This window comes from Pseudomonas sp. TE36184 (assembly GCF_054060055.1).
On sequence record NZ_JBSSCU010000001.1, the window covers coordinates 661,124 to 675,164 of the forward strand.

The window sequence follows — 14,041 nt, forward strand, 5'->3', positions numbered from 1 at the left end:
TCAATGCTCCCGGCTGGCGAAGTCGATACGCGGATCGACCAGGGTGTAGGTGAGGTCACCGATCAGCTTCACCACCAGCCCGAGCAGGGTGAAGATAAACAGCGTGCCGAACACCACCGGGTAGTCGCGGTTGATCGCGGCTTCAAAGCTCATCAGGCCGAGGCCGTCGAGGGAGAAGATCACTTCCACCAGCAGCGAGCCGGTGAAGAAGATCCCGATGAACGCCGAGGGGAAACCGGCGATCACCAGCAGCATGGCGTTGCGGAACACATGGCCGTAGAGCACGCGGTGGTTGGTCAGGCCCTTGGCCTTGGCGGTAACCACGTACTGTTTGTTGATCTCGTCGAGAAAGCTGTTTTTGGTCAGCAGCGTCATGGTCGCGAAGTTGCCGATCACCAGCGCGGTGATGGGCAAGGCCAGGTGCCAGAAGTAGTCGAGGATCTTGCCGCCCCAGCTCAGCTCATCGAAATTGTTGGAGGTCAGCCCGCGCAAGGGGAACCAGTCGAAGTAACTGCCGCCGGCAAACACCACGATCAGCAGGATCGCGAACAGGAACGCCGGGATCGCGTAGCCGACGATGATCGCCGAGCTGGTCCATACGTCGAAGTGGCTGCCGTGTCGCGTGGCCTTGGCGATCCCCAGCGGGATCGAGACCAGGTACATGATCAGCGTGCTCCACAGCCCGAGGGAGATCGACACCGGCATCTTTTCCTTGATCAGGTCGATGACCTTGGCGTCGCGAAAGAAGCTGTCGCCGAAATCCAGCCGGGCGTAGTTCTTGACCATGATCCACAAGCGTTCCGGTGCCGACTTGTCGAAACCGTACATGGTTTCGATTTCCTTGATCAGCGCCGGGTCCAGGCCTTGGGCGCCACGGTAGCTGGAGCCGGCCACTGCGACTTCGGCGCCGCCGCCGGCAATGCGGCTGGTGGCGCCTTCGAAGCCTTCGAGCTTGGCGATCATCTGCTCCACCGGGCCACCCGGGGCGGCCTGGATGATGACGAAGTTGATCAGCAGAATCCCGAACAGCGTGGGGATGATCAGCAACAGGCGGCGAATGATATAGGCCAGCATTTAATCGCCTCCGCTCGCCGGGTCGGCGCTCGTGTCCAGGGTGGTGGCAGGTTTGACGTCGGGTTTGGCCCACCAGGTGGCGGTGCCGACGTCATAACGCGGTGGCACTTTGGGATGACCGAGATGGTCCCAGTACGCCACGCGGAAGGTCTTGATGTGCCAGTTGGGGATCACGTAGTAGCCAAATTGCAACACGCGATCCAGGGCCTTGGCATGGGCGATCAGGCTTTGGCGCGAGTCGGCGTCGATCAGTTCTTCGACCAGTTGGTCGACGGCCGGGTCCTTGAGACCTATGTAGTTGCGGCTGCCGGGCTTGTCGGCGCTGGAGGATTTCCAGAACTCGCGTTGTTCATTACCCGGCGAGGTGGACTGCGGGAAGCTGCCCACCAGCATGTCGAAATCCCGCGAGCGCAGGCGGTTGACGAATTGCGAGACGTCGACCCGGCGAATCACCAAGTCGATGCCCAGGTCTGCCAGGTTGCGCTTGAAGGGTAGCAGGATGCGTTCGAACTCGGTCTGCGCCAGCAAAAATTCAATGCTCACCGGTTTGCCGGTGGCGTCGACCATCTTGTCGTCGACGATGCGCCAGCCGGCTTCCTGCAACAGCTGGTAGGCCTCGCGCTGCTGGGTGCGGATCATGCCGCTGCCGTCGGTCTTGGATGGTTCGAAGGCCTGGGTGAAGACTTCGGCGGGGATCTTGTCGCGCAGCGGTTCGAGGATCGCCAGTTCGTCCGGGCCGGGCAGGCCGGTGGCGGCCATCTCCGAGTTCTCGAAGTAGCTGCGGGTGCGGGTGTAGGCGCCGTTGAACAGCTGCTTGTTGCTCCATTCGAAATCCAGCAACAGGCTGATGGCCTTGCGCACGCGCACGTCCTGGAACATCGGCTTGCGTGTGTTGAACACGAAACCCTGCATGCCGGTGGGGTTGCCGTTGGGGATCTCTTCCTTGACCAGGCGCCCCTCGGCCACCGCCGGAATGTTGTAGGCGTTGGCCCAGTTCTTCGCGCTGAACTCCAGCCAGTAGTCGAACTGCCCGGCCTTCAAGGCTTCCAGGGCTACCGTGTTGTCACGGTAATAGTCGGTGATGCGCTGATCGAAGTTGTAGAAACCTTGGGTGATCGGCAGGTCCTTGGCCCAGTAGTCCTTGACCCGCTCGTAGCGGATCATGCGCCCGGCCTTGACCTCGGCGACCTTGTACGGCCCGCTGCCCAGCGGGATTTCCAGGTTGCCCTTGGTGAAGTCGCGGGTGGCCCACCAATGCTTGGGCAATACCGGCAGTTGCCCGAGGATCAGCGGCAATTCGCGGTTGTTGGTGCGCTTGAACTTGAACAGCACCCGCAGCGGGTCTTCGGCGACCACTTCGTCGACGTCGGCGTAGTAAGTGCGGTAGAGCGGCGAGCCTTCCTTCATCAGCATCTGGAAGGTGAACACCACGTCTTCGGCGTGGATCGGGTGGCCATCGTGGAAGCGTGCTTCGGGGCGCAGGTAGAAGCGCACCCAACTGTTGTCCGGGGCTTTTTCGATCTTGCCGGCCACCAGGCCGTATTCGGTGATGGGTTCGTCCAGGCTCTGCATGGCCAGGGTGTCGTAGATCAGGCTGATATTGTCCGCCGGCACGCCCTTGCTGATGTAGGGGTTGAGGCTGTCGAAACCGCCCATGCTCGACTCGCGAAAGGTGCCGCCTTTGGGCGCGTCGGGGTTGACGTAGTCGAAGTGCTTGAAGCTGGCGGGGTACTTGGGCGGCTCGTTGTAGAGGGTCAGCGCATGTTGCGGGGCGGCGTTGGCCGCCGTGCAGAGCAACAGACTGCCGAGCAGTGCTGTACGCAAAGACATCATTGGGCTTTCTCCGAAGCTTTCAGCCACCACGCGCTCAGGCCCAGGCTGTAGGGCGGCGTGGTGACAAAGGCGAACCGGTTGCGGTAGGCCAGGCGATGATAGTTGAGGTACCAGTTGGGAATGCTGTAATGCTGCCACAGCAGGACCCGGTCCAGGGCCCGGCCGGCGGCCAGTTGTTCGTCGCGGGTCTGTGCCGCCAGCAGTTGTTCGAGCAGGCGGTCGACCACCGGGTTGGCGATGCCGGCGTAGTTCTTGCTGCCCTTGATTGCCGCCTGGCTGGAGTGGAAGTACTGCCACTGCTCAAGGCCGGGGCTGAGGGTCTGGTTGAGGGTCATCAGGATCATGTCGAAATCGAACTGATCGAGGCGCTGTTTGTACTGCGCCCGGTCGACCGTGCGCAGGTGCGCGTCGATACCGATACTGTTCAGGTTTTCCACGTAGGGCTGCAAGATGCGCTCCAGGTTCGGGTTGACCAGCAGGATCTCGAAGCGCAGCGGCTGCCCGTCCTTGTTGAGCAGGCGCTGCCCGGACAGCTTCCAGCCGCCTTCGCCGAGCAGGGCCAGGGCACGGCGCAAGGTGTCGCGGGGGATGCCGTGCCCGTCGGTCTGGGGCAGGCTGAACGGTTGGGTATAGAGATTGGCCGGCAGTTGGTCGCGGTAGGGCGAGAGCATCAACCATTCATGGCCGACCGGGACGCCGGTCGCCGAAAATTCGCTGTTGGGGTAATAGCTCAAGGTGCGTTTATAGGCGTTGCTGAACAGGGTGCGGTTGGTCCATTCAAAGTCGAACATCAGCCCCAGGGCTTCACGCACCTTGGCCTGGCTGAACGTCGGGCGCCGCGTGTTCATGAACAGGCCCTGGCTTTGGGTCGGGATCTGGTGGGCGATCTGCGCCTTGATCACGTCGCCGCGGCTGACCGCCGGGAAGTCATAACCATTCGCCCAGTTTTTGGCCTGATGCTCGATATAGATATCGAACTCGCCGGCCTTGAAGGCTTCGAAGGCGACGTCGCTGTCGCGGTAGAACTCCACTTCGACCTTGTCGTAGTTATAGAAACCCTGGTTGACCGGCAGGTCCTTGCCCCAATAGTCCTTGACCCGCTCGAACACCAGTTGCCGGCCCGGGGTGACCTTGCTGAGGCGATAGGGCCCGCTGCCCAGCGGTGGTTCGAAGGTGGTGGCCTTGAAGTCGCGGTTTTTCCAGTAATGCTGGGGCAGCACCGGCAGTTCGCCCAGGCGCAGGATCAGCAACGGGTTGCCGGCGCGCTTGAACACAAAACGGATACGGTGGCGGTTGAGGATGTCGACCCGCGCGACTTCCTGCAGGTTGGTGCGGTACTGCGGATGACCTTCGGTCAGCAGGGTGCGATAGGAAAACGCCACGTCATACGCGGTGATCGGCTTGCCATCGTGAAAGCGCGCTTCCGGGCGCAGGTTGAACACCACCCAGCTGCGGTCCTCGCTGTACTCCACCGATTGGGCAATCAGCCCGTAGCTGGAGGTCGGCTCATCGCCGGACGGCGCGTACTGGCCGGTGCCGACCATCAACGGTTCGTTCAGCTCATTGACGCCGTATTGCAGGAAGTTCGGTGTGGAAACCGGGCTCGAACCCTTGAAGGTATAAGGGTTGAGGGTGTCGAACGTGCCAAACGCCATGACCCGCAACGTCCCGCCTTTCGGCGCTGCAGGGTTTACCCAATCGAAGTGGGTGAATTTGGTCGGGTACTTGAGCGTGCCGAACTGCGCATAACCGTGGCTTTCGGTAATCGTCGCGTGCGCAGCAAAGCTCAAGGCCAGACTTATTAGTAGAAGGAGGGGACGCGTCAAGTCAGAGATCCGATCCAGGCAGCTTGGGCTTTATGATCGGTACAGTAACAGCTTGTTCCGGTTGGAAAAAGGCTGTTGGGAAGGGTGGCAGGAGGCTGGCGAGGTATTGAGCGGCGTAGAGATCAAATGTGGGAGCTGGCTTGCCTGCGATGGCATCACCCTGATGTAACTGATACACCTCGGTGTCTGCATCGCAGGCAAGCCAGCTCCCACAGGAGCGCGCTTGCCTGCGGTTTATCTTGGCCCGGAAACCACCAGCATCTGCCCAGGCTTGAGCGCCATGCCAGTGCGTGGGTTCCAGCGCTTGAGATGTTGCATCTCGACATTGAAACGCTTGGCGACGATATACAGCGAGTCGCCTTTCTTGACCTTGTACTGCACCGGCTTCTTGCTGTCGGCCTTGGCCACCAGCTTGCGCGTGTCCTGCATCACCAGGGTCTGGCCGACCTTGAGTGCCTGGCCGTTGAGCTTGTTCCAGCGCTGCAGGTCATGCACGTCGACCTTGTTGGCCTTGGCGATCAGCGTCAGGTTGTCGCCGTTGCGCACTTTGTAGCTACGGCTGCGGCCGGCCACGGATTTGCTCTCGACTTCGTCGAAAACCGGCTTTTTAGGGCGTAATGCCAGCAATTCTTCAGGCTTCATCGCCGAAAGGCTGCTGGTCAGCAGTTGTGCCTTGGAGCTGGGCACCAGCAAATGCTGGGGACCGTCCAGGGTGGTGCGTTGTTTCAGCGCCGGGTTGAGCTGGAACAGTTCGTCTTCGTCGATCTCGGCCAGCGCGGCGACCCGTGACAGGTCCATGCTTTGCTTGACTTCAACCATTTTGAAGTACGGCGTGTTGGCAATCGGGTTCAGGTTGACGCCGTAGGCATCCGGGGCCAGCACCACCTGGGACAGCGCCAGGAACTTGGGCACGTAGTCCTTGGTTTCCTGGGGCAGGGGCAGGTTCCAGTAGTCGGTCGGCAGGCCGAGCTTTTCGTTGCGCTCGATCGCCCGGCTTACCGTGCCTTCGCCAGCGTTATACGCGGCCAGGGCCAGCAGCCAGTCGCCGTTGAACATGTCATGCAGACGTGTCAGATAGTCCAGGGCGGCGGTGGTGGACGCGGTGATATCGCGACGACCGTCGTAGGCGCGGGTCTGGCGCAGGTTGAAGTAACGCCCGGTGGAGGGAATGAACTGCCACAAGCCGACGGCATCGCTGCGCGAATAGGCCATTGGGTTGTAGGCACTTTCAATCACTGGCAGCAGCGCCAGCTCCAGGGGCATGTTGCGTTCTTCAAGGCGTTCGACGATGTAATGAATGTAGAGGCTGCCGCGTTCGCCGGCGTTCTCCAGGAAGGACGGGTTGCTGGCGAACCACAGGCGTTGTTGCTCGATACGCGGGTTGACGCCGAGACCGTCCTGCAATTGAAAGCCCCGACGCATGCGTTCCCAGACATCCTGGGGCGCTTCGGGGCTCGGCTTCTCTGAGAGCCAAATAGGTTTTTGCTTGATCTTGGCAGCAAGATTCGGTTTGGGTTGCACGGTGGATTGTGCAGCGAAATTTGTCGATTGGCAGCCCGCCAGAGTTGCGGAGACAGCCACCGCCACGGCTTGAGCCAGGCGGGTCAATGCGTCTGAATGATTGGATTTACGAGTAGATGACGACATTGGCTGGAAGTAAGTTCCGGGCAAAAATGTCGGGCGATTCTAGAAAGCGCTTTGGTTCCGGTCAACCATTCAGAAATTACGTATCAGATTGCGTCACGTTAGAACTTATCTTTCCAAGCCCTCAAGCTAGCAAATACCTCGTCCCCAGAGCGGTTGTCGCGGCCGTTCCGTTCGTCCGCTTTTTGTTTAACGGATGTTTCAGCGGTACGCAGGAACGGGTTGGTGCGTTTTTCCAGGGCCAGGTTGGACGGCAGCGTGATCTCGCCACGGGCGCGCAGTCGGTTGACGTTTTCCACCCGTTCGGCGATATCGGCGTTGTCCGGTTCCACTGCCTGGGCAAACCTGAGATTGCTCTGTGTATATTCATGGGTGCAGTACACCCGCGTGTCGGCGGGCAGGGCGGCCAGGCGTTGCAGCGAGGCATGCATTTGCGCCGGCGTGCCTTCGAACAGGCGGCCGCAACCGGCGGCGAAGAGCGTGTCGCCGCAAAACAGCACGCCTGGGTGGTAAAAGGCGATATGGCCGAGGGTGTGGCCGGGGACGGCGTACACCGCGAAGTCCCAGCCCAGCACGCTGATGCTCTGGTTGTCCTGCAGGGCAACGTCCCGCGCCGGGATCGTTTCGTGGGCCGGGCCGTAGACCGTGGCGCCGCTCACGCGTTTCAGCGCTTCGACGCCGCCCACATGATCATGGTGATGGTGGGTGACGAGGATGTCGCTGAGCGTCCACCCCGGGTTCTGCTTGAGCCAGGCCAGCACGGGGGCGGCATCGCCGGGGTCGACCACGGCGCAGCGGCGGGACTGGGGTTCCTGTAACAACCAGATGTAGTTATCGGTGAAGGCGGGCAGGGCACTGATCTGTATCATTCTTCGATTCGCCAAGCTGAACACATTGGTGCATCTTAGAACGTCTAGGCGAGTTGGAGAATGCAATGACTGATAAAGCGTTCGCCCAGGCCGATCCTGAATGGCTGGCCCTGATCAGCGCGGCCCGTGACTGGCTGTCCGGGCCGATCGGGCAATTTTTGCTGGATGAAGAACGGCGCATGCTCGAAGACGAGCTGGGCCGGTTCTTTGGCGGTTACCTGGTGCATTACGGCCCGTCGGCCCAGACGCCGCCGTCCGCGCCGCAGGTGCAACGCAATGTGCGCCTGGGCGCGCCGTTGCCGGGGGTGGAGATCGTCTGCGAAGAGCAGGCCTGGCCGTTGAGCGAGCACGCCGCCGATGTGGTGGTGCTGCAGCACGGCCTGGATTTCTGCCTGTCACCCCATGGTTTGTTGCGCGAAGCCGCCAGCAGCGTGCGCCCAGGTGGCCATTTGCTGATTGTCGGTATCAACCCCTGGAGCAGCTGGGGCCTGCGCCATGTGTTCGCCCATGACGGCCTGCGCCAGGCCCGTTGCATTTCGCCGTCGCGGGTGGGGGACTGGCTGAACCTGCTGGGCTTCGCGCTGGAGAAACGCCGCTTCGGGTGCTATCGTCCGCCGCTGGCGTCGACCAAGTGGCAGGCCCGTCTGGCCGGCTGGGAGCGTCGGGCGGGGGCTTGGCAGCTGTCGGGTGGCGGCTTCTATTTACTGGTCGCACGCAAGATCGTGGTCGGGCTGCGGCCGGTGCGTCAGGTGCTACGCCAACCCATGGGCAAGCTGGTGCCGATGCCGATGGCCAAGGTCAACCGCAAGCAAAGCCAACCGTAGAACCCTCTTTTTGATTTCAGGCCGGATCAGTCGGCCTCGGGATACTGCCGGCCTAAGCCCGGCAACCCGTTTTGATGGATGTAACCGATGACCGATAGCGTTGAACTCTTCACCGATGGCGCCTGTAAAGGCAACCCTGGCCCCGGCGGCTGGGGCGCCTTGCTGGTGTGCAAGGGCGTGGAGAAGGAACTGTGGGGCGGCGAAGCCAACACCACCAACAACCGCATGGAGCTGATGGGCGCCATTCGCGGCCTCGAAGAGCTCAAGCGGCGTTGCGACGTGCTGCTGGTGACCGACTCGCAATATGTGATGAAGGGCATCAACGAGTGGATGGTCAACTGGAAGAAGCGCGGCTGGAAGACGGCGGCCAAAGAGCCGGTCAAGAACGCCGACCTGTGGCAACTGCTCGATGAGCAATGCAACCGCCATAACATCACCTGGAAATGGGTGCGCGGGCACATCGGCCACCATGGCAACGAGCGTGCCGACCAGTTGGCCAACCGTGGCGTCGACGAAGTGCGGGGCTACAAGCAGGGCTGATGCCGGCTGACGTGTTAAGATTGCGCCCCTTGAAATACACCACACCGTTGAGAGCTGAACCCTGATGGCCATCCGATCTGTTGTACTCGATACCGAAACCACCGGCATGCCGGTGACCGATGGTCACCGGATCATTGAAATCGGCTGTGTCGAACTCATGGGCCGTCGCCTCACCGGTCGTCACTTCCACGTCTACCTGCAACCGGACCGCGAAAGTGACGAGGGCGCGATCGGCGTCCACGGTATCACCGACGAATTCCTCAAAGGCAAACCGCGCTTCGCGGAAGTCGCCGACGAGTTCTTCGAGTTCATCAACGGCGCGCAGTTGATCATCCATAACGCGGCGTTCGACGTCGGCTTCATCAATAACGAATTTGCCCTGATGGGGCAGACGGATCGCGCGGATATTTCCCGGCACTGCTCGATCCTCGACACCTTGATGATGGCCCGTGAGCGTCACCCGGGCCAGCGCAACAGCCTGGATGCCTTGTGCAAACGCTATGGCGTCGACAACTCCGGCCGTGAGCTGCACGGCGCGTTGCTCGACTCCGAGATCCTGGCCGACGTTTACCTGACCATGACCGGCGGGCAGACCAGCCTGTCCCTGGCCGGCAATGCCTCTGACGGTGCCGGTTCGGCGGAAGGTTCGGGCAATCGCCCTTCGGAAATCCGTCGCCTGCCGGCGGATCGCAAACCGACGCCGATCATCCGCGCCAGCGCGCAGGACCTCGCCGAGCATGCGGCGCGGCTCGAAGCGATTGCCAAGTCGGCGGGCGCGCCGGCGTTGTGGACCCAACTGACCCAGCAATAATCTGGCTGAGCGCAGTCAAACAATGTGGGAGGGAGCTTGCTCCCGATAGCGGTGGATCTGTGGCATCAATGTCGACTGGCACGCCGCTATCGGGAGCAAGCTCCCTCCCACATTGGTGAGTCGCTGCTTTCAAAATCTTCATTCGCTACATCCGCTCACAGCTTCTACCCTGAGTGCATCATCCTCAGGACTCAAAGCCCCCATGTACAAAGACCTGAAGTTCCCCATCCTTATCGTGCATCGCGACATCAAGGCCGACACCGTTGCCGGCGACCGGGTTCGGGGTATCGCTCAAGAGTTGGAACAAGAGGGCTTCAGTATCTTTTCTGCGGTGGACTACGCCGAAGGCCGGCTGGTGGCCTCGACCCACCATGGCCTGGCCTGCATGCTGATCGCCGCCGAAGGTGCTGGGGAAAACACCCATCTGCTGCAAAACATGGTCGAACTGATCCGCCTAGCGCGGCTGAGGGCGCCCAACCTGCCGATTTTCGCCCTGGGTGAACAAGTCACCCTGGAAAACGCCCCGGCTGATGCGATGAGCGAACTCAACCAACTGCGCGGCATTCTCTACCTGTTCGAAGACACCGTACCGTTTCTCGCCAGGCAAGTCGCCCGCGCCGCGCGCACGTACCTTGATGGCCTGCTGCCGCCCTTCTTCAAAGCCCTGGTGCAACACACCGCCGACTCCAATTATTCCTGGCACACCCCCGGTCACGGTGGCGGCGTGGCCTATCGCAAAAGCCCGGTGGGGCAGGCGTTTCATCAGTTCTTCGGGGAAAACACGCTGCGCTCCGACCTGTCCGTGTCTGTGCCGGAGCTGGGCTCGCTGCTCGATCACACCGGGCCGCTGGCCGAAGCCGAAGCGCGTGCTGCGCGGAATTTCGGTGCCGATCACACCTTCTTTGTGATCAATGGCACCTCGACCGCCAACAAGATCGTCTGGCACTCGATGGTCGCTCGAGATGATCTGGTGCTGGTCGACCGCAACTGCCACAAATCGGTGTTGCACTCGATCATCATGACCGGCGCGATCCCGCTGTACTTGTGCCCGGAGCGCAACGAACTGGGCATTATCGGCCCGATTCCCCTCAGTGAATTCAGCCCCGCGTCGATCCGCGCCAAGATCGAGGCCAGCCCATTGACCCGCGGGCGGCCGGCGAAAGTGAAGCTGGCGGTGGTCACCAACTCCACCTACGACGGCCTGTGCTACAACGCCGAGCTGATCAAGCAGCAATTGGGCAACAGTGTCGAGGTGCTGCACTTCGACGAGGCCTGGTACGCCTACGCGGCGTTCCACGAGTTCTTTGCCGGGCGCTATGGCATGGGCACGTCGCGCACGCCGGACAGCCCGCTGGTGTTCACCACGCATTCCACGCACAAGTTGCTGGCGGCATTCAGCCAGGCCTCGATGATCCATGTGCAGGACGGCGGCGCGCGGCAGTTGGACCGCGATCGGTTCAACGAAGCGTTCATGATGCATATCTCCACCTCGCCGCAATACAGCATCATCGCCTCGCTGGACGTGGCGTCGGCGATGATGGAAGGCCCGGCGGGGCGCTCGCTGCTGCAGGAAATGTTCGACGAAGCCTTGAGCTTCCGCCGTGCCCTGGCCAACCTGCGCCAGCACATCGCCGCCGAAGACTGGTGGTTTTCCATCTGGCAGCCGCCGTCCGTGGCCGGCATCGACCGGGTCGCCACGGCGGATTGGCTGTTGCAGCCCGAGGATGACTGGCATGGCTTTGGCGACGTGGCCGAAGATTACGTGCTGCTGGACCCCATCAAAGTCACGTTGGTGATGCCCGGGCTCACTGCCGGCGGCGCGTTGAGCGACTGCGGGATTCCCGCTGCGGTGGTCAGCAAATTCCTCTGGGAGCGTGGCCTAGTGGTGGAAAAGACCGGCCTGTATTCGTTCCTCGTGCTGTTTTCCATGGGCATCACCAAGGGCAAATGGAGTACCTTGCTCACCGAATTGCTGGAATTCAAACGCAACTACGACGCCAATGTCAGCCTTGCCAGTTGCCTGCCTTCGGTATTTGCCCAGGGTCCGGTGCGTTATCAAGGCCTGGGGCTGCGCGATCTGTGCGACCAATTACATAGCTGTTACCGTAGCAACGCCACCGCCAAACACCTCAAGCGGATGTACACCGTGTTGCCCGACATCGCGATGAAACCGGCCGACGCCTATGACCAATTGGTCAGGGGCGACGTCGAGGCGGTGTCCATCGATGCCTTGGCTGGGCGCATCGCCGCGGTGATGCTGGTGCCTTATCCGCCGGGCATTCCGTTGATCATGCCGGGTGAGCGCTTTACCGAGTCAACGCGTTCGATCATCGACTACCTGGCCTTTGCCCGCACGTTCGATAGCAGTTTCCCCGGCTTTGTCGCGGATGTTCATGGGTTGCAACACGAAGACGACGGCAGTGGTCGTTGTTACACCGTCGATTGCATCAAGGGATAAGGATGTTTATGCAAGCTGTAATGAACCCGAAGTATCCAGGGCTCAGTGTGCGGGTCGCCGACGAGGGCTTCGACGCCTACGTGTGGGGCAATGATTTCAGTTTTGAGGTCAGTGCCTATGGCGTGCCGGAGCTGGGCAAGCGGGTCGAACAGTGGCTCGTGGAGCGCATCCTGCCGTACCGCAAGTGCTACGGCATCGACCCGGAGGAGTTCGCCAGCTTTCGCGACGCGCCCGACAGCGCGATCTTCATGGCCTTTCTGGACGACAGACCGGTCGGGCATGTCGTGGTCAGTACCAATTGGAATGGCTTCGCGCACGTCGATGAGCTGGCCGTGGCGTTGCCCGCGCGCCGTCACGGCGTGGCCAAGGCGCTGCTGGACGTGGCGCAGTTCTGGAGTCGCAAGAAAAACCTGCCGGGCATGATGTTGGAGACCCAGAACAACAACCTCGGCGCCTGCCGCCTGTATGAGCGTTGTGGGTATGTGGTGGGCGGGATCGACCACCTGCGCTATCGCGGGATCGACCCGCAAACCCGTGAGGTGGCGATTTTCTGGTATCGCTTGTTCAAGGCGGAAATCGAAGCGGTCTGACGCGTTCAGCTCGCGAGCAGGCCTTCGGCTTTCTGTGTGACAATCTCCAGCAGTGCATTCAGTGCCGGTGAGGTCACGCCCTCCCGGAGGGTCAGCGCATACAGGCTGACCATGATCGGCGGCGATACCGGGCACGCGTCCAGCCCGGCCTCCCGGGCGCCGAACGCGGTGAACGGATCGACGATCGCCAGGCCTTCGCCGGCCTCCACCATGCTGCGCATCATCTGGTAAGTCTGCACCCGCGTCTGCACCACCGGCAGCGGGCGCAGGGCTTGCAGTTTGGCGTCGAGCAGGCGACTGAGCGGGTCCTGGCCCTCCAGCCCGATCATCGACTGCCCGGCCAGGTCCTGCAGGGCGATGTACTTCTGCTTGGGTTTGAGCCAGCCATGGGGCGCGAGCAGTTGCAGTTTGCCCTGGGCCAATACGCTGCTTTGGATTTGCGGATGTTCCGGGTCATGCAGGCTCAGGCCCACGTCGGCCTCGTGCAGCAATAGGCTCCTGACGATCTCGCGGGTCGGCTGGCTCGACAGGTTGCACGGCGTGTCCTGGAAGCGTCGGCGCAGCACGGCGATGCTTTGCGGCAGCAGTTGATTGGCCAGGGGCGGCGTACACAGGGCACGCAGGGTTGGCGCGTGATGGTGCTTCAGGCGGCTGGCCAAGCGTTGTACCGGCTCCAGCGCTTCATACACATGGGCGATTTGCGCCTGTAACTCCAGGGTTTCCCGTGTTGGCTGCAGGCGTCCGCGCACGCTGGCGAACAACATAAAGCCCAATTGCTGCTCGGCGTCCTTGAGCGTCGCGTCCACATCGCCCACAGAAAGCTGCAACCATTCGGCGGCCGTGCCGAGGTGTCCGGTCTGCAAGATGGCCTGAATCACTTCGATATGACGTAAACGCATGGCCGGAGTCTAGGGTCAGCAGGGCCGGGATTCAATGGCCTGGAAAAAAACAGCGGGAGCGTTGATTCGCATCGACTTACGTTAGCCTTGCGCAACTGCAACAAGCAGGGCATATAACGAGCGTATCAACCGAGCGACAAGGGGGCTCAGAATGTCTGCACCAGTCATAGTCGGCAACCGGCGCACCCACGGCGGCTTTACGCGGTGGGCGGTGCTGGTGGTACTCGTCGTCATCGGCGTGTTGGCCCTGGCATTGTGGCCGCGGCTGTTTGGCGAGATGACCCTGACGGAAATCGCTATGGCCAAGGCCCAGGTCGCCGAGCTGGGCAAGGCCGTCGAGCACTTCCATCAAGACACTGGCCGCTATCCGACCGATGAGGAAGGCCTGGAGGGGTTGATCAAGCCGCCTGCCGCCGACGCGAATTGGAAAGGCCCCTATGTCAATGAAGAGCTGCTGACCGATCCGTGGGGCGTTGCTTATCAGTATCACTTTCCGCCGAGCCAACCCCGGGTTCCGTTCGACCTGTTCTCCTTCGGCAAGGATCGGACGTTGGGCGGTGTCGGGGATAACAAGGATATTACCTACGGCGACAACTGATTCATCTGGCATTACCCATCGACCTGTTTAGAATGGTTCGTCTGATCATCAACGACCAATGCCGGTTACCCGGTA

At 61.5% G+C, this 14,041-nt stretch carries 12 protein-coding genes; 6 read left to right on the forward strand and 6 right to left on the reverse strand.

Features of this window, described 5'->3' with window-relative positions:
- From ACVWZP_RS03090 to gloB, 5 genes are all read right to left on the reverse strand, one after another.
- Positions 1-1,074, reverse strand: coding sequence for a microcin C ABC transporter permease YejB (locus ACVWZP_RS03090; protein WP_017846625.1), 1,074 nt, complete (start codon positions 1,072-1,074; stop codon positions 1-3).
- Positions 1,075-2,907: an extracellular solute-binding protein gene (locus tag ACVWZP_RS03095; protein ID WP_457369355.1), complete on the reverse strand. Its 1,833-nt coding sequence runs from the start codon at positions 2,905-2,907 to the stop codon at positions 1,075-1,077.
- On the reverse strand, positions 2,904-4,733 hold the full coding sequence (locus tag ACVWZP_RS03100; RefSeq protein WP_046383127.1) for an extracellular solute-binding protein: 1,830 nt from the start codon (positions 4,731-4,733) through the stop codon (positions 2,904-2,906). The genes ACVWZP_RS03095 and ACVWZP_RS03100 overlap by 4 nt, the downstream gene beginning before the upstream one ends.
- 234 nt (positions 4,734-4,967) lie before the next feature.
- Positions 4,968-6,380, reverse strand: a complete 1,413-nt coding sequence (locus ACVWZP_RS03105; RefSeq protein ID WP_046383128.1) for a lytic transglycosylase domain-containing protein — start codon at positions 6,378-6,380, stop codon at positions 4,968-4,970.
- A 98-nt stretch (positions 6,381-6,478) separates the two neighbouring features.
- The gene (gene gloB / locus ACVWZP_RS03110; protein WP_046383129.1) at positions 6,479-7,246 is read right to left on the reverse strand and encodes a hydroxyacylglutathione hydrolase; all 768 of its coding nucleotides are present in this window, start codon (positions 7,244-7,246) and stop codon (positions 6,479-6,481) included.
- Between the two features lie 65 nt (positions 7,247-7,311).
- Here gloB and ACVWZP_RS03115 point away from each other — a divergent pair, with 65 nt between their 5' ends.
- The 5 genes from ACVWZP_RS03115 (at position 7,312) to ACVWZP_RS03135 (ending at position 12,469) form a co-directional block, all read left to right on the forward strand.
- On the forward strand, positions 7,312-8,070 hold the full coding sequence (locus tag ACVWZP_RS03115; RefSeq protein ID WP_017846620.1) for a class I SAM-dependent methyltransferase: 759 nt from the start codon (positions 7,312-7,314) through the stop codon (positions 8,068-8,070).
- A gap of 87 nt (positions 8,071-8,157) precedes the next feature.
- The gene (rnhA, locus tag ACVWZP_RS03120; protein WP_017846619.1) at positions 8,158-8,610 is read left to right on the forward strand and encodes a ribonuclease HI; all 453 of its coding nucleotides are present in this window, start codon (positions 8,158-8,160) and stop codon (positions 8,608-8,610) included.
- Positions 8,611-8,680: 70 nt separating this feature from the next.
- Complete coding sequence (dnaQ, locus tag ACVWZP_RS03125; protein ID WP_164887049.1) at positions 8,681-9,421, forward strand: DNA polymerase III subunit epsilon; 741 nt, start codon at positions 8,681-8,683, stop codon at positions 9,419-9,421.
- Positions 9,422-9,623: 202 nt separating this feature from the next.
- A complete protein-coding gene (locus ACVWZP_RS03130) occupies positions 9,624-11,879 on the forward strand; it encodes an Orn/Lys/Arg family decarboxylase (RefSeq protein ID WP_046383130.1) in 2,256 nt (751 codons plus the stop codon).
- A gap of 20 nt (positions 11,880-11,899) precedes the next feature.
- Positions 11,900-12,469, forward strand: coding sequence for a GNAT family N-acetyltransferase (locus ACVWZP_RS03135; protein ID WP_057005424.1), 570 nt, complete (start codon positions 11,900-11,902; stop codon positions 12,467-12,469).
- 5 nt (positions 12,470-12,474) lie between these two features.
- Here ACVWZP_RS03135 and ACVWZP_RS03140 read toward each other — a convergent pair whose 3' ends face one another.
- Positions 12,475-13,368 carry a LysR substrate-binding domain-containing protein gene (locus tag ACVWZP_RS03140; protein WP_017846615.1) on the reverse strand — a complete coding sequence of 298 codons (894 nt, stop codon included), beginning with the start codon at positions 13,366-13,368 and terminating at the stop codon, positions 12,475-12,477.
- A 151-nt stretch (positions 13,369-13,519) separates the two neighbouring features.
- Between ACVWZP_RS03140 and gspG the strand changes: the two genes are divergently transcribed.
- Positions 13,520-13,966 (forward strand): type II secretion system major pseudopilin GspG, encoded by a 447-nt coding sequence (gene gspG / locus ACVWZP_RS03145; protein ID WP_017846614.1) that lies wholly within the window; start codon positions 13,520-13,522, stop codon positions 13,964-13,966.
- The last annotated feature ends 75 nt before the right edge of the window (positions 13,967-14,041 follow it).

Excerpts from the sequence above, each read along its gene's own strand:
- rnhA (WP_017846619.1), top strand. The coding sequence starts at position 8,158 with ATGACCGATAGCGTTGAACTCTTCACCGATGGCGCCTGTAAAGGCAAC.
- ACVWZP_RS03135 (WP_057005424.1), top strand. The coding sequence starts at position 11,900 with ATGAACCCGAAGTATCCAGGGCTCAGTGTGCGGGTCGCCGACGAGGGC.
- gspG (WP_017846614.1), top strand. The coding sequence starts at position 13,520 with ATGTCTGCACCAGTCATAGTCGGCAACCGGCGCACCCACGGCGGCTTT.
- ACVWZP_RS03130 (WP_046383130.1), top strand. The coding sequence starts at position 9,624 with ATGTACAAAGACCTGAAGTTCCCCATCCTTATCGTGCATCGCGACATC.
- ACVWZP_RS03095 (WP_457369355.1), bottom strand. The coding sequence starts at position 2,907 with ATGATGTCTTTGCGTACAGCACTGCTCGGCAGTCTGTTGCTCTGCACG.
- ACVWZP_RS03105 (WP_046383128.1), bottom strand. The coding sequence starts at position 6,380 with ATGTCGTCATCTACTCGTAAATCCAATCATTCAGACGCATTGACCCGC.
- ACVWZP_RS03140 (WP_017846615.1), bottom strand. The coding sequence starts at position 13,368 with ATGCGTTTACGTCATATCGAAGTGATTCAGGCCATCTTGCAGACCGGA.
- gloB (WP_046383129.1), bottom strand. The coding sequence starts at position 7,246 with ATGATACAGATCAGTGCCCTGCCCGCCTTCACCGATAACTACATCTGG.
- ACVWZP_RS03115 (WP_017846620.1), top strand. The coding sequence starts at position 7,312 with ATGACTGATAAAGCGTTCGCCCAGGCCGATCCTGAATGGCTGGCCCTG.
- ACVWZP_RS03090 (WP_017846625.1), bottom strand. The coding sequence starts at position 1,074 with ATGCTGGCCTATATCATTCGCCGCCTGTTGCTGATCATCCCCACGCTG.